This is a genomic window from Citrobacter sp. Cpo069 (assembly GCF_030332785.1).
Classification (GTDB): domain Bacteria; phylum Pseudomonadota; class Gammaproteobacteria; order Enterobacterales; family Enterobacteriaceae; genus Citrobacter; species Citrobacter portucalensis.
Window position 1 is genome coordinate 1 of sequence record NZ_JAOWHD010000041.1, and the last position, 25,289, is coordinate 25,289.

At 50.7% G+C, this 25,289-nt stretch carries 30 protein-coding genes and 1 pseudogene; 12 read left to right on the top strand and 19 right to left on the bottom strand.

Translation table 11 applies throughout. The features are described from left to right. Positions 1-109: 109 nt before the first annotated feature. The 5 genes from tnpA to OGY08_RS04280 form a co-directional block, all read right to left on the bottom strand. Positions 110-568: an IS200/IS605 family transposase gene (tnpA, locus tag OGY08_RS04260; RefSeq protein WP_057069660.1), complete on the bottom strand. Its 459-nt coding sequence runs from the start codon at positions 566-568 to the stop codon at positions 110-112. A 178-nt stretch (positions 569-746) separates the two neighbouring features. After that, on the bottom strand, positions 747-1,799 hold the full coding sequence (locus tag OGY08_RS04265) for an NAD(P)-dependent alcohol dehydrogenase (RefSeq protein ID WP_125363831.1): 1,053 nt from the start codon (positions 1,797-1,799) through the stop codon (positions 747-749). A 43-nt stretch (positions 1,800-1,842) separates the two neighbouring features. Next, on the bottom strand, positions 1,843-2,250 hold the full coding sequence (locus tag OGY08_RS04270) for a cupin domain-containing protein (RefSeq protein ID WP_125363830.1): 408 nt from the start codon (positions 2,248-2,250) through the stop codon (positions 1,843-1,845). Between the two features lie 32 nt (positions 2,251-2,282). Continuing rightward, complete coding sequence (locus OGY08_RS04275) at positions 2,283-2,912, bottom strand: carboxymuconolactone decarboxylase family protein (protein ID WP_125363829.1); 630 nt, start codon at positions 2,910-2,912, stop codon at positions 2,283-2,285. Between the two features lie 172 nt (positions 2,913-3,084). Further along, positions 3,085-3,468, bottom strand: a complete 384-nt coding sequence (locus OGY08_RS04280; protein ID WP_008784902.1) for a VOC family protein — start codon at positions 3,466-3,468, stop codon at positions 3,085-3,087. A gap of 120 nt (positions 3,469-3,588) precedes the next feature. Here OGY08_RS04280 and OGY08_RS04285 point away from each other — a divergent pair, with 120 nt between their 5' ends. Further along, entirely contained in the window at positions 3,589-4,359 is a 771-nt protein-coding gene (locus OGY08_RS04285; protein WP_008784903.1) for a DeoR/GlpR family DNA-binding transcription regulator, read from the top strand. Here the strand turns inward: OGY08_RS04285 and OGY08_RS04290 are convergent. Then, on the bottom strand, positions 4,356-4,640 hold the full coding sequence (locus OGY08_RS04290) for a Rho-binding antiterminator (RefSeq protein ID WP_125363833.1): 285 nt from the start codon (positions 4,638-4,640) through the stop codon (positions 4,356-4,358). The two genes, OGY08_RS04285 and OGY08_RS04290, sit on opposite strands and share 4 nt — an antisense overlap. 66 nt (positions 4,641-4,706) lie before the next feature. Next, the gene (locus OGY08_RS04295; protein ID WP_008784905.1) at positions 4,707-4,937 is read right to left on the bottom strand and encodes a glutaredoxin family protein; all 231 of its coding nucleotides are present in this window, start codon (positions 4,935-4,937) and stop codon (positions 4,707-4,709) included. Positions 4,938-5,051: 114 nt separating this feature from the next. On the opposite strand from OGY08_RS04295, the gene OGY08_RS04300 reads away from it, so the two are divergent. Beyond that, positions 5,052-5,615: a MarR family winged helix-turn-helix transcriptional regulator gene (locus OGY08_RS04300; RefSeq protein WP_125363828.1), complete on the top strand. Its 564-nt coding sequence runs from the start codon at positions 5,052-5,054 to the stop codon at positions 5,613-5,615. An 80-nt stretch (positions 5,616-5,695) separates the two neighbouring features. Further along, a complete protein-coding gene (locus tag OGY08_RS04305; protein WP_158654536.1) occupies positions 5,696-5,860 on the top strand; it encodes a hypothetical protein in 165 nt (54 codons plus the stop codon). A 530-nt stretch (positions 5,861-6,390) separates the two neighbouring features. On the opposite strand, the gene OGY08_RS04310 is transcribed toward OGY08_RS04305, so the two are convergent. Together OGY08_RS04310 and mppA are read right to left on the bottom strand one after the other, a co-directional pair. Next, complete coding sequence (locus OGY08_RS04310) at positions 6,391-6,966, bottom strand: hypothetical protein (RefSeq protein ID WP_048235285.1); 576 nt, start codon at positions 6,964-6,966, stop codon at positions 6,391-6,393. A 194-nt stretch (positions 6,967-7,160) separates the two neighbouring features. Next, on the bottom strand, positions 7,161-8,774 hold the full coding sequence (gene mppA, locus OGY08_RS04315) for a murein tripeptide ABC transporter substrate-binding protein MppA (protein ID WP_212025626.1): 1,614 nt from the start codon (positions 8,772-8,774) through the stop codon (positions 7,161-7,163). 184 nt (positions 8,775-8,958) lie between these two features. Between mppA and mpaA the strand changes: the two genes are divergently transcribed. Next, the gene (mpaA, locus tag OGY08_RS04320) at positions 8,959-9,687 is read left to right on the top strand and encodes a murein tripeptide amidase MpaA (RefSeq protein WP_125363832.1); all 729 of its coding nucleotides are present in this window, start codon (positions 8,959-8,961) and stop codon (positions 9,685-9,687) included. Here the strand turns inward: mpaA and ycjG are convergent. Continuing rightward, positions 9,662-10,627 carry an L-Ala-D/L-Glu epimerase gene (gene ycjG, locus OGY08_RS04325; RefSeq protein WP_103285288.1) on the bottom strand — a complete coding sequence of 322 codons (966 nt, stop codon included), beginning with the start codon at positions 10,625-10,627 and terminating at the stop codon, positions 9,662-9,664. The two genes, mpaA and ycjG, sit on opposite strands and share 26 nt — an antisense overlap. 115 nt (positions 10,628-10,742) lie before the next feature. Between ycjG and tpx the strand changes: the two genes are divergently transcribed. Next, entirely contained in the window at positions 10,743-11,249 is a 507-nt protein-coding gene (gene tpx / locus OGY08_RS04330; protein WP_003020437.1) for a thiol peroxidase, read from the top strand. Positions 11,250-11,302: 53 nt separating this feature from the next. Here the strand turns inward: tpx and tyrR are convergent, their stop codons facing one another. From tyrR to pspE, 4 genes are all read right to left on the bottom strand, one after another. Continuing rightward, a complete protein-coding gene (gene tyrR, locus OGY08_RS04335; RefSeq protein ID WP_008784910.1) occupies positions 11,303-12,847 on the bottom strand; it encodes a transcriptional regulator TyrR in 1,545 nt (514 codons plus the stop codon). Positions 12,848-12,994: 147 nt separating this feature from the next. Continuing rightward, positions 12,995-14,056, bottom strand: a complete 1,062-nt coding sequence (locus OGY08_RS04340; RefSeq protein ID WP_125363827.1) for a YcjF family protein — start codon at positions 14,054-14,056, stop codon at positions 12,995-12,997. Then, positions 14,053-15,450: a YcjX family GTP-binding protein gene (locus tag OGY08_RS04345; RefSeq protein ID WP_125363826.1), complete on the bottom strand. Its 1,398-nt coding sequence runs from the start codon at positions 15,448-15,450 to the stop codon at positions 14,053-14,055. The genes OGY08_RS04340 and OGY08_RS04345 overlap by 4 nt, the downstream gene beginning before the upstream one ends. Before the next feature lie 142 nt (positions 15,451-15,592). Next, complete coding sequence (pspE, locus tag OGY08_RS04350) at positions 15,593-15,910, bottom strand: thiosulfate sulfurtransferase PspE (RefSeq protein WP_008784913.1); 318 nt, start codon at positions 15,908-15,910, stop codon at positions 15,593-15,595. Between the two features lie 155 nt (positions 15,911-16,065). On the opposite strand from pspE, the pseudogene OGY08_RS04355 reads away from it, so the two are divergent. Beyond that, positions 16,066-16,191 (top strand): annotated as a pseudogene (locus OGY08_RS04355) (LacI family DNA-binding transcriptional regulator); the annotation flags it as partial. Positions 16,192-16,356: 165 nt separating this feature from the next. Here the strand turns inward: OGY08_RS04355 and pspD are convergent. Genes pspD through pspA form a run of 4 tightly spaced genes read right to left on the bottom strand, consistent with a single transcriptional unit; the run spans position 16,357 to position 17,902 of the window. Further along, positions 16,357-16,587 carry a phage shock protein PspD gene (gene pspD, locus OGY08_RS04360; protein ID WP_003833267.1) on the bottom strand — a complete coding sequence of 77 codons (231 nt, stop codon included), beginning with the start codon at positions 16,585-16,587 and terminating at the stop codon, positions 16,357-16,359. Positions 16,588-16,595: 8 nt separating this feature from the next. Continuing rightward, positions 16,596-16,955, bottom strand: coding sequence for an envelope stress response membrane protein PspC (gene pspC / locus OGY08_RS04365; RefSeq protein WP_003020497.1), 360 nt, complete (start codon positions 16,953-16,955; stop codon positions 16,596-16,598). Further along, positions 16,955-17,179 carry an envelope stress response membrane protein PspB gene (pspB, locus tag OGY08_RS04370; RefSeq protein ID WP_003020509.1) on the bottom strand — a complete coding sequence of 75 codons (225 nt, stop codon included), beginning with the start codon at positions 17,177-17,179 and terminating at the stop codon, positions 16,955-16,957. Before pspB ends, pspC begins: the two co-directional genes overlap by 1 nt. A gap of 54 nt (positions 17,180-17,233) precedes the next feature. Continuing rightward, positions 17,234-17,902, bottom strand: coding sequence for a phage shock protein PspA (gene pspA / locus OGY08_RS04375; RefSeq protein WP_003020532.1), 669 nt, complete (start codon positions 17,900-17,902; stop codon positions 17,234-17,236). Positions 17,903-18,057: 155 nt separating this feature from the next. Between pspA and pspF the strand changes: the two genes are divergently transcribed. Next, on the top strand, positions 18,058-19,047 hold the full coding sequence (gene pspF / locus OGY08_RS04380) for a phage shock protein operon transcriptional activator (protein ID WP_161495982.1): 990 nt from the start codon (positions 18,058-18,060) through the stop codon (positions 19,045-19,047). A 94-nt stretch (positions 19,048-19,141) separates the two neighbouring features. Next, a complete protein-coding gene (locus OGY08_RS04385; RefSeq protein ID WP_063865782.1) occupies positions 19,142-19,786 on the top strand; it encodes a quinolone resistance pentapeptide repeat protein QnrB13 in 645 nt (214 codons plus the stop codon). A 41-nt stretch (positions 19,787-19,827) separates the two neighbouring features. Here the strand turns inward: OGY08_RS04385 and OGY08_RS04390 are convergent, their stop codons facing one another. Further along, the gene (locus tag OGY08_RS04390; protein ID WP_003833285.1) at positions 19,828-20,280 is read right to left on the bottom strand and encodes an SgcJ/EcaC family oxidoreductase; all 453 of its coding nucleotides are present in this window, start codon (positions 20,278-20,280) and stop codon (positions 19,828-19,830) included. Between the two features lie 534 nt (positions 20,281-20,814). Between OGY08_RS04390 and sapA the strand changes: the two genes are divergently transcribed. From sapA to sapD, 4 genes are read left to right on the top strand one after another with little or no spacing between them, the layout of a single operon-like run. Beyond that, positions 20,815-22,458, top strand: coding sequence for an ABC transporter substrate-binding protein SapA (gene sapA / locus OGY08_RS04395; protein ID WP_003833288.1), 1,644 nt, complete (start codon positions 20,815-20,817; stop codon positions 22,456-22,458). Continuing rightward, complete coding sequence (gene sapB / locus OGY08_RS04400) at positions 22,455-23,420, top strand: peptide ABC transporter permease SapB (RefSeq protein WP_003020545.1); 966 nt, start codon at positions 22,455-22,457, stop codon at positions 23,418-23,420. The genes sapA and sapB overlap by 4 nt, the downstream gene beginning before the upstream one ends. Beyond that, complete coding sequence (gene sapC, locus OGY08_RS04405) at positions 23,407-24,297, top strand: peptide ABC transporter permease SapC (RefSeq protein ID WP_003833291.1); 891 nt, start codon at positions 23,407-23,409, stop codon at positions 24,295-24,297. The genes sapB and sapC overlap by 14 nt, the downstream gene beginning before the upstream one ends. Continuing rightward, positions 24,297-25,289: a peptide ABC transporter ATP-binding protein SapD gene (gene sapD / locus OGY08_RS04410; RefSeq protein ID WP_003020556.1), complete on the top strand. Its 993-nt coding sequence runs from the start codon at positions 24,297-24,299 to the stop codon at positions 25,287-25,289. The genes sapC and sapD overlap by 1 nt, the downstream gene beginning before the upstream one ends.

The window sequence follows — 25,289 nt, forward strand, 5'->3', positions numbered from 1 at the left end:
AATAAATATCCTCCGGCATAGCCGGAGGTTTTTCTGATGCGCCTATAAGGCTCTGTTACCAGCCGCGCCCTAACAGGCGCATACGATCTGACATTTGCATCAGACTTCGTTACTTACGGCCCGTAAACGGGCTACCCGGATAAGGGATCGATAACTGCTCGCCCATTTTATCCTCTGCAAGCTGGTGCTTTATGTATTCCTGTATCCTTGCTGTGTTCTTACCCACCGTATCTACGTAATACCCACGACACCAGAACTCCCTGTTCCTGTATTTAAACTTCATATCACCAAACTGCTCATACAACATCAGACTGCTTTTACCTTTCAGATAACCCATAAAACCGGATACGCTCATTTTGGGCGGGATTTCCACAAGCATATGGATATGATCTGCACAGCATTCCGCTTCCAGGATCCGCACGTTTTTCCACTCACACAGCTTTCTTAAGATGCTGCCTATCGCCCTACGTTTCTCCCCGTAGAATGCTTGTCTTCGGTATTTGGGCGCAAAAACTATGTGATATTTACAGTTCCATCGGGTGTGCGCTAAGCTCTTTTCGTCCCCCATTGGGACCCCCTTTTGATTTCTTGTTTAACCCTTGCAGTTGCCAGACCGCAAGGTGTTTTAACAAATCAAAAGGGGTTTTAATAACTGGCCCAAAGCTGAAAGCTTTCCGGAACCCCCAGCCTAGCTGGGGGTTTTCTGTGCACAAGAAAAGGCGCGGAAATCCGCGTCTTTTTTGTACTTATTTCAATGAGGCAATATCAATTACAAAGCGGTATTTCACATCGCTTTTCAACATCCGCTGCCAGGCACGATTAATATCCTGAATATCGATCACTTCGACATCGGCGGTAATACCATGCTGACCGCAAAAATCCATCATCTCCTGCGTTTCGGCAATGCCGCCGATAACTGAACCCGCCACAGACCTACGCCCAAGGATCAGGGGAACCGTATTCAGAAACGGATCCAACGCACCAAGATAACCAACCAGCACCAGCGTACCGCTTAGCGCCAGGGTTGGGATATAAGGGTTCAGGTCATGAACGTAGGGCACAGTATCGATAATCAGATCAAACTGATTCGCTGTCGCTTTCATCTGTTCACTGTCAGTGGAAAGCACAACGTGACTGGCACCCAAACGTCTGGCATCAGCTTCTTTGCCCGGTGAACGCGTAAACAGCGTAACTTCCGCGCCCAGCGCATTTGCAAGTTTGATTGCCATATGCCCGAGTCCACCCAGACCGACAACCGCGACTTTACTGCCCTCGCCTACCTGCCAGTGGCGCAGAGGCGACCATGTTGTGATCCCGGCGCAAAGCAGCGGCGCCGCACCGCGTAAATCGATCCCTTCAGGGACCTTCACCACAAACTTTTCGGTAACGACAATTTTGTCAGAATAGCCGCCGAAAGTAGGCAGGCCGTCATGACGGTCGATATCGTTATACGTTAGCGTGTTACCTTCTTCGCAATACTGCTCTAGCCCCTGCTCGCAGGCGCTACAGTGTTGACACGAATCAACCATGCAGCCGACCCCTGCGAGATCGCCCACTTTGAATTTTGTTACCGACTTACCAACATGCACCACGCGGCCAATGATCTCATGCCCTGGTACCATCGGATATTTAGCACCGCCCCAATCGTTGTAGGCGTTGTGAATATCCGAGTGGCATACACCGCTGTATAAAATATCGATAACCACATCATCTTCACGCGGATCGCGACGAACAAAATTATGGGGGACTAAATCTTCTTTCACCGCCAGAGCAGCATAACCCTTCACATTCATGACCATTGAGATCTCCTCAGGGATTAGGTGTTACCAGAACCAGCATAGTTCAGGGCAGCATGTTGTACTCAGCGTCGCTAACCGGTTCCAGCCATTCGTTCGACGCGCCAGGGGCCGGGATTTCCACGGCGATATGGGCAAACCAACTATCACGCGCGGCGCCGTGCCAGTGTTTCATTCCCGCCGGAATGTGCACGACATCGCCGGTTTTCAGCTCACGTGCCGGTTTATTCCACTCCTGATACCAGCCTCTGCCACCGGTCACCAGCAATATTTGTCCACCCTCATGATGAACATGCCAGAAGTTACGACAACCCGGTTCAAATGCGACATTGCCAATTACCACGCCTTCCATGGAGAGCATGGTCAGATAGCTGTCGCCAGTGAAATACTTCGCATACGCTTCATTTTTCTCTCCACGTGGAAAGACGCTGTTACCATCAAATTGTTCGTTCATAGTGACTCCAGTATGGATAATGTCCGCGGTGTTCATACCAGACATTCATCAAGAACCGTACGGGCATTTTCCCCAATCCCGGCTCCACAGTGCTGTTCGAGTATCGTAATAAACTCACTGAGTTGCTCAGGGAGGATCCCGATGTTAAGGCATATCGCAAAATGGCTTTTCAGTTGGCTGTTAACGCCGCCCAGAACGGCCAACGCCGAAACGGTCGCCCATTCACGGTCCTGCCAGTCAAGTACATCTCGCTGAAAAATATCGCCAAACAGATGTGCTTTAAGCCAGACATCAATAGCGGGTGCAAAGTCAAACAGCGGACCGCTTACAGGCTGTCCAACCAGTTGCGTCTGAGTTAGGCTCCCAGCCTGAACACTGTTCCAGTCTGCAGGTGGCGGCGTGGCCGTTCTACCTTCGTCGTCTGAAAGCCCTTTCTCGCTTCGACTTTTCACCACCGACATAAAGCAGGACAGACCGTTCAGGCTGCGAGGGAAACCGCAGTATGCGTAGAGCTGTAGCAGGATCTCTTTTACTTCATTGAGCGTGAGTCCCGCATCCAGTCCGGTGTTGAGCGCGACGTCCAGCTTTTCCATCTGTCCTGTGGCAGTGAATGCCGCAATGGGGATGATTGCCTGTTGTCTGGCATCCAGTTGGTATTGCATATTCGACTCTCCAAAACGGTGGCAACATTGCACCACCGGGGGCTGAAAACAGTAAAATTATAGAGACTCGATGTGTCGGTGATTAGAGAGGAAAAGAAGGACAAACTTATGAGCTGTGCTCATCAATAATGAGCAGCAGGTACTCTTTATTTGCAGGTAATTGATTGAAGACTTACGCCACAATCTCGATTAAATTGCCGTCAGGATCTTTTATCACCGCTTCGTAATAACCATCGCCAGTAGTGCGCGGACCTGAGACTAATATCCCCTGTTCCTGTGCTTGCATTGCAATGGCATCAACATTTTCATTGCCGCCAACAGAAATGGCGAGGTGTACCCATCCGCAACGATTATTGTCAGGTTGCTGCCCGATAAGACCCGGTTTGGTCATTAACTCAATCGCAATTTCCTCGCCAATTTTGACAAAATAAGATTCAAAACCAGGATTGGTTTTACTGCGGTATTTCTCGTTGATCTTGCCGTCAAAAAACGAGACCCAGAAGCGAGCTTGCTGCTCGAGATCCTGTGTCCATAACGCCATATGCGCAATCTTCATAGCGAACCTCTTCCCGTTGTATCCAGAATAGTACGGCCCCTGTATGGGATGTTGACATCGTTAATCATAATGCACGATCATGCACTTCATTGCTCGATTTTTATTTCACCTGGAGTATCCATGCTCGATTACGCCGCATTCCCGGAACAGCGCCAGGCGCTTATCTTTCAGATCCTGCAAGAAAACGGCAGGGTCATTTGTTCTGAACTCGCTAACCGATTAGGCGTTTCTGAACATACAATTCGTCGTGATTTGCATGAATTGAGCAAAGATGGCGTGTGTAAAAAAGTTTATGGTGGCGCGGTCATTACACTCCCTGAATCCGAAGACATCGACGTACGCAAGAGTATTAATGTAGCCAAAAAGAGCAACATCGCGCAGAGATGTGCCCGACTGGTCAAATCTGGAAGCTGTATTTTTATCGACACGGGTAGCACCAATCTGGCAATGGCAGAAGCTCTGCCCGCCGAACTGGCGTTAACCGTGGTGACAAATTCACCGGAGATTGCCGCCGTTTTGCTAAAAAAACCACTGTTTGAAGTCATTATGCTGGGTGGCGTGGTGCAGAGATCTTCAGGTGGGTGCGTGGGAGCTTCCGCCATCGCACAAGTGCAGGACATTTTATTCGATCAGGGGTTTATTGGCGGCTGCGCGATGTCGCCTGAATCCGGCTTAACGGGATTTGATTATGCGGATTGTGAATTCAAAAAAGCGGTGATTAAACAATGTAATGAAACTATCGTCGCGCTAACGGCTGAAAAAATCCCAGCCGTCGCCCGATATGTCGTTACCGAAAGCAGCAATATCGATGTGATTGTTGTAGAGGACAACATCAGCAAAGAGTACGCCACAGCGTTCCAGGCGCACGACATTCGAATTTATACCGTCTAACCGCGGTAGGCTCGCTGAAAATTTACTGTGCTAAACGTTGCTCCTGGCGTCAGCGCGGTGATCGCTGACAGAAAATCCAGACGGATTTCTTGCTGGTTTTCAGATTGATCCACTACCAGAAATTCTTCTTTTTCCACGGTGGTACACGTCGTCAGCGCTTTAGCATCAAAACATGTGCCATCCGTTAGTTCAATGCGCAACCAATAGTGGTACATGCAGGCGATTTCCAGATAATCATGAAGATCGCAATCTATCGGGTGATACTCTTCGGTCGTTTTCATCATGCTACCTTCCCCAACGTCTTGTATATTCGGGAAATCGCCAACGCAACTTCCCGAACTTTCCAGCTATTTCAACGCTTCAATGGGAGCGCCAAAATTAATATGCAGCACATTGCCGTCAATCACCAGCGCCGGAACAGATTTCACGCCAGCCACTTCAGCCTCAGCAACCCGATCAGGTTGCTCTCCCAGATGAACCACATCGATTTCAACATCCGCAGACAAATGCTGCAAAAGTGTCTGTTCTGCGGAAACACAAACCGGGCAACCTGCATGATAGAAACGAGCTTTAGTCATGATACATCTCCTTTAAATTATAGTATCGAATCGATACTATAATTTATGCTACGCTGCTTTTATTCTTTGTCAATATAGTTTTTAATCGATACTATATGCCGAGGAGGATTTGTTATGCCCGACATGTCACTTTTCGACGTACTTGACCGGCTTTCCAGCCTGACAAGGATGTGGTTTCGCCAGCATCCTTTACTGGCGGATCTCCAGCCAGTACAACTTAGCGCGTTAATGTATCTGGCCCGTTGCAACCGTTATTCCAATACGCCGCTTGGCGTGACAGACTACCTTGGGCTCACCAAAGGTACCGTGTCACAATCGCTGAAGCTTTTGGAAAACAAAGGGTTGATTGTTCGCAAGCCGGATGACCGTGATAAACGTAGCGTCCATCTACACTTAAGTGAGTCGGCCAATAACTTACTGGAAGCCCTGCTGCCCCCCACGTTTTTAGTGGAGAGTGAATCGGCAATGGGTGAACGGGCGATCGTGCTCAGAGAGCTGCTGTTAGAACTGTTACGCGGGATCCAGAGGACCAACAATGTGCCTGGCTTTGGTCTTTGCCATAGCTGTCGGTTCCACCAAAAAATTGATGGTCAGGGATTTTGTAATCTGACGAAAGAGAGATTGAGTGAAGAAGATTCATTGCTGATTTGCCGGGAGCATCAGCCGCCGGAAACATAAAATGGTTGGTGCAAAATCACACCAGCCATTATCTCTGTTAGTGTTTGATTATAAATGAACATGGTATTTCATTGTTCTAAATGGATAAAATTACGAATACAGACAACCAATATCGTCAATTAATGTTGTTGTTTGCCGCGACGACTGTCCTTGCTGGCTATGGCTCTCACTACGATGAAGAGAAAGCGCTGGCCCGCAGTGCTCAAACTCAAGCGGCTAAAGAACAACATAACATCATCGCATAAGGCTTCAATTCTGTACTGAATGCCTGGAATTGTACTAACGCCAACGGGAGTGGTGAATCAATACTGGCTGTGCGAGGTATGATGAACGTGGTCAGGATATGCCTCTGATGATCACCCGTGCTGGCGTTAAAAACGCTATACAAGTACGACGCAGGAATGGTGGATGGTGTCCTATATTTAACCGACCCTAATGGTGAGTCTAAACATTTAGCCCGTTTTAAATGGGGGGCTTACGCTGATAGCTACGACATACTGGTCCTGCGAGATACAGACTTCGAGTCTGAGTTACATTGCAATCAGATTAAGGATCAATCCCTTAAATCCAAGAACATAGTGGCGAAAGTGATCCCTACCGTAGCGGAGGTCACCCCACTGGCAATTATGATTGGCTCAGACATAGTTATTCTGTGTGTAGAGGATCAGGCTTCACCGGCTGGATTTATCAACAAAGCACGTAGTGGTTGATTCCCGTGAGTCTGAAGTAGAAAAGGCCGACATATGGCGACCGCTAAACTTTGAATAGGATTTTCTCAATGAACTGCTTCGTGATAAATAATCTGTGCGCCCATACCTGAAATCAGCTTATCTACGCGAATATAATCCGTATAGAAAAAAGATGGAGCATCATCCCAGTGACAGAGTGCGATTTCACGCTTCAGATATGTGTCATAGTAGATAACATGAGCCTTACATGACCTGGTTTTTCCTCCAGATTGTGTTGGGTATCTCATCTTGAATCGGTAATTGTCACTCACATGCTTATTAGCTGATGAGATCATTAGTAACTCTGGAACGTTCCAAAAGATAAAAGTCAGGTACATCATAACGGTGAGGCAAACGCCAAAAAGCCTCTTAACCATACCTGCAGCGAACTTATTCTTTAGGTACACACGCCAAGCAATGAACATTCCTATTAGGAAGGAAGTCCCAACAATTACTGACTTATAAAGCCCCTCATCAAAAAGGTACGTGTCGTGAGTGATTTTGTCTGCCCATGCACACCAAATAACCCAAATGACTGCACAGCAGAATGAAATCAACTCTATCTTTGTTGGCAACCTTATTATCATTAATATTTTTCTCATCTTCCTTGCGAATACGCCCATAGAGTAATCTTCACCTGATTATCCCAGTCCAGCTGCGGTGCTGCTGGTAGTGGCATCCAATGACCCTCTTCCCGTCGCTCTGTTTCAAAGAAGCCATCATCCACTACGATTATACGAGAGGTGCTGGCGCTGAAATCCGCGCCAGCTCTGGTTTTAGATGAGGTTAACGAAGGTTATCAGGAGGGTGTATTCAACTAGTGCTTAACGATATACATTGTGCGGCTATAGGCCACATCTTCAGGGTTAGTAATCGGATACCCTTTCAGCCACGGTTTAATTAAACGCCCGTTGGTATACTGATAAATCGGTGCAATAGGTGCCTGTTCCATCAGAATTTTCTCCGCGGCGTTATAATCGGCATTGCGCGCTTTCTCTGTATTCTCCAGAGTTGCCTGGGTCAACACTTTGTCGTACGCCGGATCATTAAAGCGGGAGATATTGCCCGTATGGGTCGATGTTAATAGCGACAAGAACGTAGATGGCTCATTGTAGTCACCCACCCATGAGGCGCGGATCACATCAAAATTACCGGTATTACGGCTGTCGATATACGTTTTCCATTCCTGATTCTGCAGTTTTACGTCAACACCGAGGTTCTTCTTCCACATAGAAGCCACTGCAATAGCAATCTTCTGATGATTTTCTGAGGTGTTGTACAGCAGCGTCAGTTTAAGCGGTTTCTGTGGGCCATAGCCCGCCGCACGCAGCAGCGTTTTTGCCTGCGCGTTCAGCTCTTCCTGGCTCATTTGCTCAAACGGTGAAGGTTCCGGCACAAATCCTGCCGTTACATCCGGTGTAAAATGCCATGCCGGTTTCTCACCTGTACCCAATACCTTCTCCGCCATCAGACGACGATCGATAGTCATGCTGAGTGCCAGCCGCACGCGTGAATCGGCGGTCGGTCCCTTCTGGGTATTGAAAGCATAATAATAAGTACCAAGCTGCGGCGGGGTGTAAACCTGACCCGGGATATCCTTCAACAGTTTCTGATACATATTTTTCGGGAAGGATTCCGTGATATCAATATCACCAGCAAGATAGCGCTTGGTCGCAGCTGATTCCTGGTTGATCGGCAGGAAGGTGACTTTTTGCAGCACCGTTTTGGCGTTGTCCCAATAATGTGTGTTTGGTACCACTTCCAGTTTTTCGTTCACGACGCGATCTTTGAGCACATAGGCGCCGTTACCAATAAGATTGCCTGGTTTGGTCCACTCTTTGCCGCTCTCAACGTTAGCTTTTTGTACCGGATAGAATGCAAAACTCGCTGTCAGATTGGCAAACCAGGGCAGCGGTTTATCCAGTTGAACTTTCAATGTCCGTGCATCGACAGCACTAACGCCAAGTTTATCAGGCGTGGCTTTGCCATCGATAATAGCCTGAGCATTATTAATTCTCGCCAGCGCCGCAAACCAGGCAAACGGCGACAGCGTTTTTGGATCAACCAGACGCTGCCAGCTATAGACAAAATCCTGCGCCGTTACCGGCGTACCATCCGCCCATTGCGCATTGTCACGCAGCGTAAACGTCCAGATGCGGTTATCGTTACTCTTCCACTGGGTAGCGACGCCAGGTACGATCTCACCCTTCTCATTCTGGTTGACCAGCCCTTCAAATAGATCACGAATAACCTGTATTTCAGGCAACCCTACGGCTTTTGCCGGATCAAGCGACGCCGGTTCGTCTTTTATATGACGCACCAGTTCTTGTTTCTCTGCCAGTACCGTTCCGCTGGGAACATCAGCAGCCCAGGATAAAGAAATGCTGCTAACCAACAACGCACAACAGGTTACTGAAACAGAATGCTGCATAAGATACCCTCAATTCCGGCTACTAAGTGAATGTGTAATTATTTGTATCGCCAGCAGGAAATGCAATTAACTTCCGACAAGAAAGTGATATTACACCTGAAAAGATAAGTGTGTGAAAACGATTTGATTATCCATACATTTTGCACAACACTGCGAGTAACAATCCAAGCATTCAGAGATGACTATGACCGTTACCCGTCCCCGTGCCGAGCGCGGCGCATTCCCACCTGGAACCGAACATTACGGACGTTCATTGTTAGGCGCACCGCTAATCTGGTTTCCTGCACTGGCAGCCGATCGTGAAAGCGGCCTGATACTGGCGGGAACGCACGGCGACGAAAACTCCTCGATCGTTACCCTTTCTTGCGCATTGCGTACGCTTAACCCTTCCCTGCGTCGCCACCATGTGGTGCTGGCCGTAAACCCTGACGGTTGCCAGCTTGGGCTGCGCGCAAATGCGAACGGCGTCGATCTGAACCGTAATTTTCCCGCCGCAAACTGGAGAGCGGGCGAAACGGTGTATCGCTGGAACAGTAGCGCAGAAGAGCGTGATGTGGTGTTGTTGACCGGAGAAAGTCCGGGTTCGGAACCAGAAACCCAGGCGTTGTGTCAGCTTATTCACCGAATTCATCCCGCCTGGGTAGTCTCTTTTCACGATCCACTGGCCTGTATTGAAGATCCCAGAAGCAGCGAGCTGGGTGCGTGGCTGGCACAGTCGTTTGAATTGCCTCTGGTCACCAGCGTAGGTTATGAAACGCCCGGCTCTTTTGGGAGCTGGTGCGCAGACCTGAATTTACACTGCATAACCGCCGAATTTCCGCCCATTTCATCGGATGAAGCGAGCGAAAAATACCTGATGGCCATGTCCAATCTGTTGCGCTGGCACCCTAGAGATGGAGCTGCCCGGTCGTAAAATGCAGGGCTGGCTCCGCATCGCTGGCAAGCCAGGTAGGGCCATCAAGATCGGCAAAGTTAACCTGCGGCGTAAGCGGTAACGCCGCACCGATAGCCCGGGAGGTACACAGCATGCAGCCCAGCATCAGCGCAAATCCCTGCTCGCGGGCTTCCGTTGCCAGCGCCAGTGCTTCCGTCAGACCGCCTGTTTTGTCCAGTTTGATATTGACCATTTCATAGCGTCCGTGCAGCGCTTTCAGGCTACTGCGAGTGTGGCAACTTTCATCTGCGCAGATGGGCAGCGGATGCACAAAATTCTCCAGCGCGGCATCATCCTGAGCCGGCAGCGGCTGCTCCAGCATTGCCACCCCTAAATCAGCCAACAGCTGACAGCGTGCCGCAAGGCCTTCTGCCCGCCAGGATTCATTGGCGTCGACAATAATCGTAGCGTCAGGAACAGCCGCACGAATGGCAACCATCCGCTCACTAATCAAGCGAGCATCCAGTTTAACTTTCAGCAGTTTTGCGCCATTTCCCCACAGCGCAGCCGCGCTCGCAGCCATTTGTTCCGGCGAGCCAATCACCACTGTTTGCGCCGTCGTCACCACTTCCGCCAGTTCACTTCCCACCAATTCCGCCAGCGACTTCTGCTGTTGACGCGCACTTAGATCCCACAACGCGCAGTCTACGGCATTTCGCGCAGCCCCTGCTGGCAGCAGCTTTTGCAGCTCATCACGCCTAAGTCCGTTTTCCAGCTGTGGCGCAATGCTCATAATTTGCGCCAGAACAGAGGCATCGCTTTCACCGTAGCGTGGGTACGGTGTGCACTCGCCAATACCTGTGACGCCATTTTCTGTCAATTCAACGACAACCACATGCGCTTCGGTCCTGCTCCCACGGGCGATGACAAAGGGAGTGTGCAGCGGCCAGGCTTCCTCATATACCTTAACTGTTCTCATTTGTTTTCCTTAATGCAGTCCCTGAAGCGGATATCCGCAAATAGCGTTTGCCGTGTTAACTGTTGATGGCATAAACTAGCCTCGACGTTAACTATATGTAAACAGGAAGATAACCATGTCACAAACCGTTCATTTCCAGGGCAACCCGGTTGCAGTTGCCGGCTCCATTCCTCAGGCTGGAAGCAAAGCTCAGGCTTTTACCCTTGTGGCTAAAGACCTGTCTGACGTTACGCTGGGCCAGTTTGCAGGCAAGCGCAAAGTGCTGAATATTTTCCCTAGCATCGATACTGGCGTTTGCGCGGCATCGGTACGTAAGTTTAACCAACTGGCGACAGAAATCGACAATACCGTCGTACTGTGTATTTCGGCCGACCTGCCATTCGCCCACTCTCGTTTTTGCGGCGCGGAAGGTCTGAGCAACGTTATCACGCTGTCCACCCTGCGCAACGCAGAATTCCTGAAAAACTACGGTGTTGAAATCGCTGAAGGCCCGTTGAAAGGTCTGGCCGCACGTGCCGTAGTTGTTATCGATGAAAATGACAACGTCGTCTTCAGCCAACTGGTCAATGAAATCACCAACGAACCAGACTACACAGCGGCGCTGGACGTACTGAAAGCGTAAGCTGCGTTTGCATACAAAAATGCCTCCGGATGGAGGCATTTTCATTTACGGCATTACTCTTCGCTTTTTTTCTGTTGGCTCAGGCCGTACTCGCGCAATTTATTGGCAATCGCGGTATGCGAAACGCCGAGGCGCTTGGCCAGCTTGCGCGTGCTGGGATAATTCATATACAGCTGCGTCAGCACGGAGCGTTCAAAGCGGCTGGTAATTTCATCCAGCGACCCTTCCATCACCTCTTCTCCGACCGCAACCGTTGCCGCATCATAATCCGGCAGTAAAATATCCTGCGGCCGCAGCTCATAGCCTTCAAGCTGGGTCAACGCCCGGTAGATAGCGTTTTTAAGCTGACGCACGTTGCCCGGCCAACCGTAACGGGTTAACACCGTGCTGAGATCGGCGGACAGCTTCGGACGCGGCACGCCCTGCTCATCGGCAAAACGCGCTACGAACAGTTCGGTGAGCGGCATAATATCTTGTGGGCAATCGCGCAGCGGCGGCAGGTTTAACGTCAGTACATTCAGACGATAATAGAGGTCTTCACGGAAAAGTCCTTTCTGCACCAGCTCCACAAGGTTCTTTTGCGTCGCGCAAATCACACGGACATCAACATGAACTTCGTGATCTTCTCCCACGCGACGGAACGTACCGTCATTGAGAAAACGCAGCAATTTGGTCTGCATACGCGGCGACATTTCGCCAATTTCATCTAACAGAACCGAACCGCCATTCGCCTGCTCAAAGAACCCTTTTTTACCTTCCGGCGCATGGCCAAACAGCTCGCTTTCAACCGCATCTTCAGGGATTGACGCGCAGTTCAGCGCCAGATACGGTTTCGACGCACGTGGGCTTGCCAGATGGCAGGCGTGAGCAAAGAGATCTTTGCCGGTGCCGGTATTACCAGTAATCAGCAGCGGCGCGCTCAGCGTCGCCAGCTTGCGCGCCTGTTCCACCACGTGTTTCATTTTGGCGCTGACGGCAATAATCTGGCTAAACGCGCTGAGATCCTGCGTAGTCATATTTTGCAACTGACGTCCCATTCGAATGGTGGAGCGCAACATCACCACCGCGCCGGTCAGCATCTGCTCCTGATTTTCGCCCTGCAAATGGACAGGCGTAATTTCCATCAGGAAATTCTGCCCGTTAATCACGACATGTTCGCTATGGGAATCCTGCGGATTGCTTTCCAGCCAGCGCTGGAAGTTAAACCCATTGATTAACTGGGCTGCGGTATGGTTGCGCATCCGCTCCTGGGTGTGCGCAAAAAGTTGACAGCTCGCAGGGTTCGCCATCTCAACTTTGCTTTTCATATCAAGAGAAAGGACCGGCTCTGGCAACGCTTCAAGCAGCGCACTTAGCGCCAGATGTTCACGTTCAGAAGGCATCCAGGGCACGGTGCGCACATCCGTAACACCCGAAATACGGCGAATTTCAGCCATCAGGCTGCTGAAGTTGGTGAACTCCAGCTCCGCAAAATTAAGGTAAATCCGCCCGATGGGGTCAATCTCGATACCGCGTAAATCAATGCTTCTCAGCACCAGTAAATCGAGCAATTCGCGGGTCAGACCAAGACGGTCTTCACAAAAGACTTCCAAACGCATAGGAACCTTCATCAGGACAAGGGATTATGTAGTAAATGATAAGACAGTATTTGGTTCGCAGGAAGAACTCTGTCAACAAATATTGACAGCGCGCTGGAAAATTGGGCGCCGGGGCGTAAAGTTATACGATCGGCGCCTGTTTTTTAGCTAACTTTCGCGCGGAGATTTGTTCTTTTGTAAGGTCTCTTTCACCTGACCAATCAGTTGACGGCGAAAATCGCCCAGTCGTGGCTTATCATCATCGATCCACGGCAGCGGTCGGCAAAGCTCCATAGCTTTAATGCCCAGACGCGCCGTTAATAACCCCGCGCCAATGCCCTGTGCGGCACGCGTTGATAATCGGGCGGCTAAATCCTGCGACATCCAGTCCATCCCTACTTCCCGCACCAGCTCACTGGCCCCGGCAAAAGCGATATTCAACAACACCAGGCGGAACAAGCGCAGACGGCTGTAATAACCAAGTTCAATGCCATACAGCGATGCAATGCGATTAATCAGCCGCAGATTTCGCCAGGCAATAAACGCCATATCCACCAGCGCCAACGGACTGACGGCAATCATCAGCGTGGACTCTGCTGCTGAACGACTGATCTCACGCCGGGCTTGCGCATCCAGCACCGGCTGCACCAGATGGGCATACAGGCTGACCACTTCGCGATCGTTCTGTGTTTCATGAATTGAGGCATACCAACGCTGTAGCGCCGGATGCGACTGATCGATACCCGCCTGCTGCGCCAGTTTTTCACAAAATGCACGACCTTTTCCGGTTCCATGGCTGTGGAGCAAGTCTCGCGCTTCATCACGTTCGTGCGCGCGCTGACGCAATCGCCACAATCTGCGCCACTCGGTCGCCGCCGATCCGACACCTGCGCCGATAATCAATGCGCCTGCGGCACATCCTCCCAGCGCGACCCAGTCCTGAGTCTGCCAGGCGTTCATGGTCCACTGCACACCCTGAGCAACAACGCTTACGCCAAACAGCGCCAGCCCGCCCATCACCATCTTGCGCCACAGACTGCGTTTGGGGCGTAAGGCCGCATCAATGACGGCCTCCGCCTGACCTTCGTCTTCCAGGGGTTCATCCACTTTCGCCGGAGAAAAAGTCTGCGCCTCCGTTTCGTTGAACATTTGCTGCGCTTTAAACGCCGTGTTTTGTTCCACGTCCAGCGGACCTGAGAAATCGATACGCGGTTTTAACGGCTCGCTCATCGCAATTTATCTCCTATTAAAAACTCCAGCGCGGCATCAAGGCGGATATGCGGTAAGGGTTTATCGACATCCATAACCTGCGGGCGAAACGCCTCAAACTGAAAGCCCTGGCGGTCCCAAAATGCCTGTCCGGGCAGTCGCGCGGGAACCTCGCCCGGATAAACTGTCAGCGGTTCGCCATCGCTCAGACGATTACCTCGCAGCGCCGGGATCTTTTCACCTTTCACATCGATCAAGCCGCTGGTGGTTGCCTGCACCGATGCCAGCCCCAGACAATCCATGCTGATACCTTCGAACGCCGCGTTTTGCCATGCGTCCTGGATCAGCTGCTGCAATAACGACACCATATTGGCGTGCTGATCGACTGTGACGTGGTCGGCTTTGGTGGCGGCAAACAGCAGCTTGTCGATCACTGGAGAAAATAGCCGACGAAACAGCGTACGCTGCCCGTAATGGAAGCTTTGCATCAACTGGGTAAGCGCCAGGCGCATGTCGTTGAACGCCTGTGGCCCGCTGTTGAGCGGCTGCAGGCAATCTACCAGCACAATCTGGCGGTCAAAGCGCAGGAAGTGATTCTTATAAAACCCTTTGACGACCTTTTCGCAGTAATAATTGAATCTTTCGCGCAACATGCCCGCGTTTGTGTGTTTGTCAGCCTGCGCCAGCTTTGATTCCCCCCAGGCATCGACATCCGGCCACGGGAAGAATTGCAGCGCAGGCGCGCCCGCCATATCCCCGGGCAGGACAAAACGGCCCGGTTGAATAAAATGCAGGCCCTGCTGTTTACACTGATGCAGATACTCCGTCCAGGCGGCGGCAATTTCCGCCAGACGGTTTTCATCAGCAGGCACCAACGGATCCAGCCCCTGGCATAACTGCCGCCATTTTGCCGACCATTCGCCCCGCTGCCCCTGCAATAATCCGGTCATTTGCCGCGACCAGCTCAGATAATCCTGGGCCAGCATCGGTAAATCGAGCAGCCACTCCCCCGGGTAATCGACGATCTCCAGGTACAGCGTGGAGGTGTCTTTAAAGTGGCGCAGTAAAGAGTCATTGGATTTATAGCGCAGCGCCAGACGTATTTCACTCACGCCGCGCGTAGGCGTCGGCCAGGTCGGCGGAGAGCCGTACAGTTGCGCCAGTCCCTCATCATAGGTAAAGCGCGGAATGCCAAAATCGCGTTGAGGAACCCGTTTCACGCCGAGCAAACGCTCTTCGCGCACGCAGCTGAGCAACGGCAGACGCGCACCGGCATGAATATTGAGTAACTGGTTTACCATCGCAGTGATAAACGCCGTCTTACCGCTGCGGCTAAGTCCGGTGACAGCCAGGCGTAAATGCCGGTCTACGCCGCGATTAACCAGCGAATTGAGTTCATTTTTAAGTCGCTTCATCGCCATCCCGTTTTGCTGAAGGAACCGAAGAAATTATAACAAACAGGAAGTAAAGATAGGGGTCAATTCTTACTTATCAACTACCTGGGCGGTACCTGGCGGCATTATTCTTACCGCCAGGAGCAGAAGAACTGTGTACGGCTTATTTATTCTCTACTTTAGGAAGCGAGATCTGGTTGATGCCACCTTCATTCGTCACCTGCGTATAGCCCATTTCAGTCAACATATCCTTCGCTTGTCCCGATTGACGCCCGGAGTTGCAGTACAGCTTCACAGTGTCGTTCTTATCAGGAACTTCAGCTGCAATACGTGCCTTCATTTCTTTTAACGGAATATTGACGGCTCCCTGAATATGCTGCTGTTGGTACTGTTCAGGAACGCGAACATCGATCCAGTGTTCGGCTGCGTAAACCGGCATGCCGATGACCAGAGCCAACGCTAATACACCTTTTTTCAACATAATATCTTCCTGACTGATAGTTGGATTTACCTCTACACTATACGCCAGTTCTTAAGAAAATATTGCGACCGCATTATCACCGTCTGCAGGCGCGGACGATTGTTCCTCAGGTTACCCATGCTGCAGTTAGCCTGTTGATTTTTCTACCCACATTTGATGTTCCTACCCAACAATTAGGTGAGCAAAGCTGTAATTTATTATTTAATCTGATTGCAGGTGAGAAAGGATTACAGAATATCACGATAGGAACACAAATATTGCTGACCGACTTCCTGATATAAAACCTGGGTATTAATGCTCTGCGAAATAGATTTTTTAGTTCACCCTCAATACCCGTGGTAACGATCCAAAAGAATTCTGACAGCCCCAAAATTATATTTGTGAGCTGCCGCAAATTAACTGAGGGAATGTTGATTAATTGTTGCTTGCTTTTGCTGATTCAAATATCAGGGTTGATTACCTGAATAGCGTTTCGACAATTTTGCCGCAGCCCGACTCAACACCGGTTCCAGAACCAACGCCAGCAGCATTTTTAGCGGGCGTCGGGCGACGGACTTCACCGCCCACCCTGCTACACCCGCCGGGCCGTAGCGCAGCGCGGTCAGAAGCACCAGCTTACCTGCTATTTTAAAGCCCGGCTTAACCCTTTGCCCGGCACGTTGCCAGCGATTGTTCATTTCTGTCCTCACAATTGACGGAAGCGACTACGTAAGGAAAAAGTATCGGACGTCACATAACGTTCCATTTCACGTAAACGCTTTTCACTAGCAGCCAGCTCGCGATCGACGGCATCCAACAGCTCACCGCTTGATGGCTGCTGCTCGCCAGAAACCACATTGTCCGGCATCGGGTCCAACACAAAGGTCAGCACGATGTAGGCGACGAAGGTGAAAAAGGCCAGGCCAAAAAAGACTGACAACACCACCAGGATCCGTACCAGCTTCACAGGCACATCGAGATAATGCGCAATACCTGCGCAAACCCCCTTCACCATGCCCTGCTGCGGAATACGCCACAGTTTTTTGTTCAGATTAACGCCTCCCATTAGCGGTCCCTCCAGTTTGGATGTTCAGCATCAAGAATGTCTTCCAGCGCCTGAATGCGCTCGCGCATCCGCTGTGCGTCATCGTTGAGTTCAACCAGGCGTTGCTGTTCACTTTGCGACAGTTCGCCACGACTGGAACGGTTGCTGTAGTGCAGCCAGAGCCAAATCGGTAAAACGAACAACACAAAGATGGTTAACGGGATAGCCAGAAATAGCGCGCTCATGAGTACTCCTTACAGGTGATGAGCGGCGGCGCGTTCGGGCGCCGCCAGATGTTATTATTGCTTGTCTTGCTGCATTTTGGCTTTAAGTTGCGCCAGCTGCTCGCTGATTTCATCATCTGCTTTCAGGTCAGCAAATTGCTGATCCAGAGACTTCTGTTTACCGAAGTTATGGCTTTCAGCCTCGGCTTCCATCTGATCGATACGACGCTCGAAAGATTCAAAGCGCGCCATCGCTTCATCGAGTTTACCGCTGTCCAGTTGACGACGAACATCACGCGAAGAACTCGCTGCCTGATGACGCAGCATCAACGCCTGCTGACGAGCACGGGTTTCACTGAGTTTATTTTCCAGCTCACCGATCTCTTTTTTCATACGCGCCAGCGTATCGTCAACCAGCGTCACCTCATGCTCCAGAGAGGCAATTAAATCGGTCAGTTTCTGCTTTTCAATTAACGCAGAACGCGCCAAATCTTCTTTCTCTTTACGCAGCGCAAGTTCTGCTTTTTCTTGCCACTCTGCCTGTTGGGCACTGGCCTGTTCGATACGGCGAGATAATTGTTTCTTTTCTGCCAGCGCACGCGCTGAGTTAGAACGTACCTCAACCAGCGTGTCTTCCATTTCCTGGATCATCAACCGCACCAGTTTCTGCGGATCTTCAGCCTTTTCCAGCAACGCATTAATGTTGGCGTTCACGATGTCGGCAAAACGAGAAAAAATACCCATAATGTAATCCTCACTTACTGTTCTGATATCGGGCTATGCCCTGCTGTTTTCGTTATGCACTTGGCGTGCCAACTTTTTATATAATTGATTTTAATGTAATTATATAATTTTACCTGCCAGGCTAATTAGCGTAAATTGGTGAATAACACTAACAAATGGTGAATTTCATCATGGCTGGATACAAAGATAATCTTCTGGGTGAAGCGAACAGCTTTATTGAAGTGCTGGAGCAGGTTTCTCATCTCGCGCCGCTGGATAAACCTGTACTGGTTATAGGTGAGCGCGGGACCGGGAAAGAACTTATTGCCAACCGCCTGCACTACCTCTCCACCCGCTGGCAAGGCCCGTTTATTTCGCTTAACTGCGCGGCTCTAAACGAAAATTTGCTTGATTCCGAACTGTTTGGTCACGAAGCGGGTGCCTTTACCGGCGCGCAAAAACGCCATCCAGGACGTTTCGAACGCGCCGACGGCGGTACGCTGTTTCTCGATGAACTGGCAACCGCCCCGATGTTGGTACAGGAAAAATTACTGCGGGTTATTGAATATGGCGAGCTGGAGCGCGTTGGTGGCAGCCAGCCGTTGCAAGTTAACGTACGACTTGTTTGTGCGACCAATGCCGACTTACCTCGCATGGTCAGCGAAGGCACTTTCCGCGCTGACCTGCTGGATCGCCTGGCCTTTGACGTGGTGCAACTCCCACCGTTACGCGAGCGTCAAAGTGACATTATGTTAATGGCCGAGCATTTTGCCATTCAGATGTGCCGCGAGATCGGATTACCTCTGTTTCCGGGTTTTAGTGCCGAGGCCAGAGAAACTCTCCTCCACTACCGTTGGCCGGGCAATATTCGTGAACTGAAAAACGTCGTGGAGCGATCCGTTTACCGGCATGGAACCAGTGATTACCCGCTGGATGAGATAATCATTGACCCCTTCCGCCGCCACACTACTCAGCCGCAGGCGCCGGAAACTAAACCGATGTCTGTAGGTTTACCGCTGGATCTGCGTGAATTCCAGCAGCAGCAAGAGAAAGACTTTCTACAAACCAGCTTACAGCAGGCAAAATTTAACCAGAAAAAAGCCGCTGAATTACTGGGTCTGACTTACCATCAGCTTCGCGCTTTGCTGAAAAAACACCAGATTTAACGCACATTTGCAGATGTCATATTGGCGGATTTGACGCATAACCTCATCAGGGTTTACCATGACGCCATTACTGTATATAAAAACAGGTACAAATATGGCTCTGGCACTCGTTGGCGAAAAAATTGACAGAAACCGCTTCACCGGTGAGAAAATTGAAAATAGTACATTTTTTAACTGTGATTTTTCAGGTGCCGACCTGAGCGGCACTGAATTTATCGGCTGTCAGTTCTATGATCGTGAAAGCCAGAAAGGGTGCAATTTTAGTCGTGCGATGCTGAAAGATGCCATTTTTAAAAGCTGTGATTTATCCATGGCGGATTTTCGCAATGCCAGTGCGCTTGGCATTGAAATTCGCCACTGTCGTGCGCAAGGCGCAGATTTTCGCGGCGCAAGTTTTATGAATATGATCACTACTCGCACCTGGTTTTGCAGTGCATATATCACTAACACAAATCTAAGCTACGCCAATTTTTCGAAAGTCGTGTTGGAAAAGTGTGAGCTGTGGGAAAACCGTTGGATGGGGGCCCAGGTACTGGGCGCGACGTTCAGTGGTTCAGATCTCTCCGGCGGCGAGTTTTCGACTTTCGACTGGCGAGCAGCAAACTTCACACATTGCGATCTGACCAATTCGGAGTTGGGTGACTTAGATATTCGGCGCGTTGATTTACAAGGCGTTAAGTTGGACAACTACCAGGCATCGTTGCTCATGGAACGTCTTGGCATCGCGATTATTGGCTAGTCTTCAGGGAGCGGTGAATATTCCGCCCCCTGCACAGCTTTTTACCCTTCAGGCATCGCTGAAGAGTGGTGTGTGGAAATTTTCCACTCTTTACCGTCCCATGCATAAGTGAATGTGTAGCGGGCTGAAACCGTTGATTTGTCCGCGAAGGTAAATGTGTAGGTACCGGTGTCTATCGCCTTATTACACCCCAGGCGAATGGTACGCATGTCAATTTTCCCGGTCGGCTTTTTCGCAAGAAAATGCTCGAAATAATCAACACGTTCAGCGTCCGTTAAACGCGCTTTATTGGATACAGTAGGCAACAATACCGCATCGCTAAGATAATTTTCAGATACCGTCTGCGCGTTACCTGTTTTCAATGACTCGTTCCACTTATCAAATAGCGCTTCGATTTGCGCTTTATTCACCTTCACACAGTCTGGAGTCGACGCTGCAAAAACGGCTCCAGGCAATAGGGCAAGTGAAACAACAAGGCTCAGTAATTTATTCATACAATTCATTCCATTAGAAGTTAAATGGCAACAGAAAACCGTTCATAACCAGGATCAAAGCCAAAATGCATTTAATAACCAATGGAAATCATCACCATAAATGGGTGAGAAGATTAAGATGCCATGAAGAAAAAATGGAATTAACATATTGAAATAATTATAGATACTTTAGCTATTACAACTCACATAACGTGTACTGCTTCCTGAATGATTATAGTTCAGCATTGATAGTGACACTCTAAATGCTCGCTCCACACTTCGTTATCGATGCCATACTCCATCTTCCGAGCACACACTGATATCAATCAGTAAACAACGACAGGTACGCCCCCACGTTTATAGCAAGTCAGATGGGCCATGAAAATGCTAAGATAGTTAACAGAGTAGATTCAAAGTGGATAGCAGGTATGAATTTTGACCATGTCGCGGTGTTGAACTCGCGCTTATCGAGCCTGTTACTCCCAAAAACAAACGGTAATGGCAAATGTCATTAAGTATTAGTAAGATAGCCTCTTTATATAATCCATTAAAATTATGCGCCTGGTTTTATCATCTCTGATCGTGATGGCTGGATTTCTGAGTGGTCAGGCTGCTGCTGCGCCTGAGCAAGCTCCGCACGCTGATATCCGTGACAGTGGGTTTGTCTATTGCGTCAGCGGGCAAGTCAATACGTTCAACCCACAAAAAACGAGCAGCGGTCTCATCGTCGATACGTTAGCGGCCCAATTGTATGACCGACTGCTTGATGTAGATCCCTACACCTATCGGCTGGTGCCTGAGCTTGCTGAAAGCTGGGAGGTGCTGGATAACGGCGCAACCTACCGCTTCCATCTGCGTCGTGACGTTCAGTTTCAGAAGACGGCCTGGTTCACCCCCACCCGCAAACTGAATGCAGACGATGTGGTGTTTACCTTCGAGCGCATCTTTGATCGCCACCATCCGTGGCACAATGTGAACGGCAGCAGTTTCCCCTACTTCGACAGCCTGCAGTTTGCCGATAACGTCCAAAGCGTGCGCAAACTGGACAACAACACCGTTGAATTCCGCTTAACGCAACCGGATGCCTCCTTTATGTGGCACCTTGCCACACACTATGCCTCCGTAATGTCGGCGGAATATGCCGCTAATCTGGCAAAACAGGATCGCCAGGAGTTGCTCGACAGACAACCCGTCGGCACAGGCCCGTATCAGCTTTCGGAGAATCGTGCCGGCCAATATATTCGGTTGCAGCGACATGAAAAATTCTGGCGTGGCACTCCTCTGATGCCGCAGGTCGTAGTGGATCTCGGTTCTGGTGGAACCGGACGCTTATCGAAATTACTCACTGGCGAATGTGACGTCCTTGCCTGGCCTGCCGCCAGCCAGCTCAGCATATTGCGTGATGACCCTCGCCTGCGTTTGACGCTGCGCCCGGGGATGAACATTGCCTATCTGGCGTTCAACACCAATAAACCGCCGTTGAATAACCCTGCCGTGCGGCATGCGCTGGCGCTAGCGATCAACAACCAGCGCTTAATGCAGTCTATCTACTACGGGACGGCAGAAACCGCGGCATCTATTTTGCCTCGCGCCTCGTGGGCTTATGATAACGAAGCTAAAATTACAGAATACAACCCGGCAAAATCGCGCGAGCAGCTAAAAGCGCTGGGGCTGGAGAATCTGACGTTACAACTTTGGGTCCCTACCAGCTCTCAGGCCTGGAACCCCAGTCCGCTGAAAACCGCCGAGCTGATTCAGGCAGATATGGCTCAGGTGGGTGTGAAAGTGAAGATCATCCCGGTAGAAGGTCGTTTTCAGGAGGCGAGATTAATGGATATGAACCATGATCTGACGTTATCCGGCTGGGCGACGGACAGTAACGATCCTGACAGTTTTTTCCGGCCGTTGCTCAGCTGTGCCGCCATCAATTCACAGACCAACTTTGCCCACTGGTGTAATCCGCAGTTTGACAGCATTCTGCGCAAGGCTCTTTCTTCGCAGCAGCTTTCATCGCGAATTGATGCCTATGACGAAGCGCAAAATATTCTTGCCCAAGAGTTACCGATCCTGCCACTGGCCTCTTCACTGCGTCTACAGGCTTACCGCTACGACATCAAAGGGTTGGTACTCAGTCCATTCGGTAATGCCTCTTTTGCCGGCGTGTCCAGGGAAAAGAAAGATGAGGTGAAAAAACCATGATTATCTTCACCTTGCGTCGATTTTTATTGCTACTGGTAACCCTGTTCTTCCTGACCTTTATTGGCTTCAGCCTGAGCTACTTCACGCCTCATGCGCCGTTACAGGGTGCATCGCTGTGGAACGCATGGGTATTCTGGTTCAATGGTCTCATTCACTGGGATTTCGGCGTATCCAGTATCAACGGCCAGTTGATCTCAGAGCAGCTGAAAGAGGTGTTCCCGGCCACAATGGAGCTGTGCATTCTTGCCTTTGGTTTTGCACTAATGGTTGGGATCCCCGTTGGTATGCTGGCCGGTATCACGCGGAACAAATGGCAGGACCGCTGCATCAGCGCATTGGCTCTGATGGGGTTTTCTATCCCCGTTTTTTGGCTGGCGCTGCTGCTGACATTGCTCTTCTCGCTGACCCTCGGCTGGTTACCCGTTTCCGGGCGTTTTGATCTTCTCTACGAGGTGAAACCTGTTACCGGTTTTGCCATTATTGATGCGTGGATCTCCGACTCGCCCTGGCGCGATGAAATGCTGGTCAGCGCTATCCGTCATATGGTGCTCCCGGTGCTGACGCTCTCCGTTGCGCCCACCACAGAAGTTATCCGCCTGATGCGTATCAGCACCATTGAGGTCTTTGACCAGAACTACGTCAAAGCGGCGGCCACGCGCGGTCTGTCACGATTAACGATTCTGCGTCGTCACGTCCTGCACAATGCCCTTCCGCCAGTGATCCCGCGTCTGGGATTACAGTTTTCCACCATGCTGACGCTGGCGATGATCACCGAGATGGTCTTTAGCTGGCCCGGTCTTGGTCGTTGGCTGATTAACGCGATTCGCCAGCAGGATTACGCGGCGATTTCAGCGGGCGTGATGGTGATTGGCTCACTGGTTATTATCGTTAACGTCATCTCTGATATTTTGGGTGCTATGGCTAACCCTCTGAAACATAAGGAATGGTATGCCTTACGATAGCGTCTACAGCGAAAAACGCCCGCCAGGTACGTTGCGCACCGCATGGCGCAATTTCTATGGCGATGCGACTGCGATGATCGGCCTGTACGGCTGTGCGGGACTGGCTATTCTGTGTATTTTTGGTGGTTGGTTTGCCCCTTACGGCATCGATCAGCAATTTCTCGGCTATCAGCTTTTACCGCCGTCATGGTCGCGCTATGGCGAAGTCTCATTCTTCCTCGGGACTGACGATCTGGGACGTGACGTTTTAAGTCGTCTGCTCAGCGGTGCGGCCCCGACCGTTGGCGGCGCGTTTGTCGTCACTCTTGCCGCCACGCTGTGTGGCCTGGTATTGGGCGTAGTTGCCGGTGCGACGCACGGCTTGCGCTCTGCGGTGCTGAACCACATTCTGGACACCCTGCTGTCGATCCCTTCTCTGCTGCTGGCGATTATTGTGGTGGCCTTTGCCGGGCCGCATCTGACACACGCCATGTTTGCCGTCTGGCTGGCGCTGCTGCCGCGCATGGTGCGCTCCGTTTACAGCATGGTGCATGACGAGCTGGAGAAAGAGTACGTCATTGCCGCTCGCCTGGACGGTGCAACCACACTGAATATTCTGTGGTTCGCCGTTCTGCCCAATATTACCGCTGGCCTTATTACTGAAATCACCCGCGCACTGTCGATGGCGATTCTGGATATCGCCGCGCTGGGTTTTCTCGATCTTGGCGCACAGCTGCCGTCCCCGGAATGGGGAGCCATGCTCGGCGACGCGCTGGAGCTGATTTATGTCGCACCGTGGACGGTGATGCTGCCAGGCGCGGCAATTATGATAAGCGTGTTGCTGGTTAACCTACTGGGTGACGGCGTGCGCCGCGCAATTATTGCGGGGGTGGAGTAATGCCATTACTGGATATCCGCAACCTGACCATTGAATTCAGGACCGGTGACGACTGGGTAAAGGCTGTTGATCGTGTCAGCATGACCTTGAATGAGGGTGAAATCCGCGGGCTGGTCGGCGAATCTGGCTCCGGCAAAAGTCTGATCGCTAAGGCCATTTGCGGCGTCGCTAAAGATAACTGGCGCGTAACCGCAGACCGTATGCGTTTTGATGATATCGATCTGCTACGCCTTTCCGCGCGTGAACGACGCAAACTGGTCGGTCATAACGTCTCCATGATCTTTCAGGAGCCGCAGTCATGTCTCGATCCGTCCGAGCGTATCGGACGTCAACTGATGCAAAATATTCCGGCATGGACCTACAAAGGTCGCTGGTGGCAGCGCATCGGTTGGCGCAAACGCCGTGCGATTGAACTCTTGCACCGCGTCGGGATAAAAGACCATAAAGACGCCATGCGCAGCTTTCCATATGAGCTGACCGATGGCGAATGCCAGAAGGTCATGATCGCTATCGCATTAGCGAATCAGCCGCGTTTGCTGATTGCCGATGAACCAACGAACGCGATGGAGCCAACCACCCAGGCGCAAATTTTCCGTCTGCTAACCCGTCTGAATCAAAACAGCAATACCACCATTTTGTTGATAAGCCATGACCTGCAAATGCTCAGCCAGTGGGCTGACAAAATCAACGTGATGTACTGCGGGCAAACGGTCGAAACCGCGCCAAGTAAAGATTTGGTGACCATTCCTCATCATCCTTATACTCAAGCGTTGATTCGCGCTATTCCGGATTTTGGTAGCGCAATGCCGCACAAAAGCCGCCTGAATACCATGCCAGGAGCTATTCCATTGCTGGAACAATTACCCATCGGCTGCCGTCTGGGGCCACGCTGTCCTTATGCACAACGCGAATGTATTGAAACCCCAAGACTGACCGGAGCAAAAAATCATCTCTACGCCTGTCATTTCCCGCTGAACATGGAGAGAGAGTGA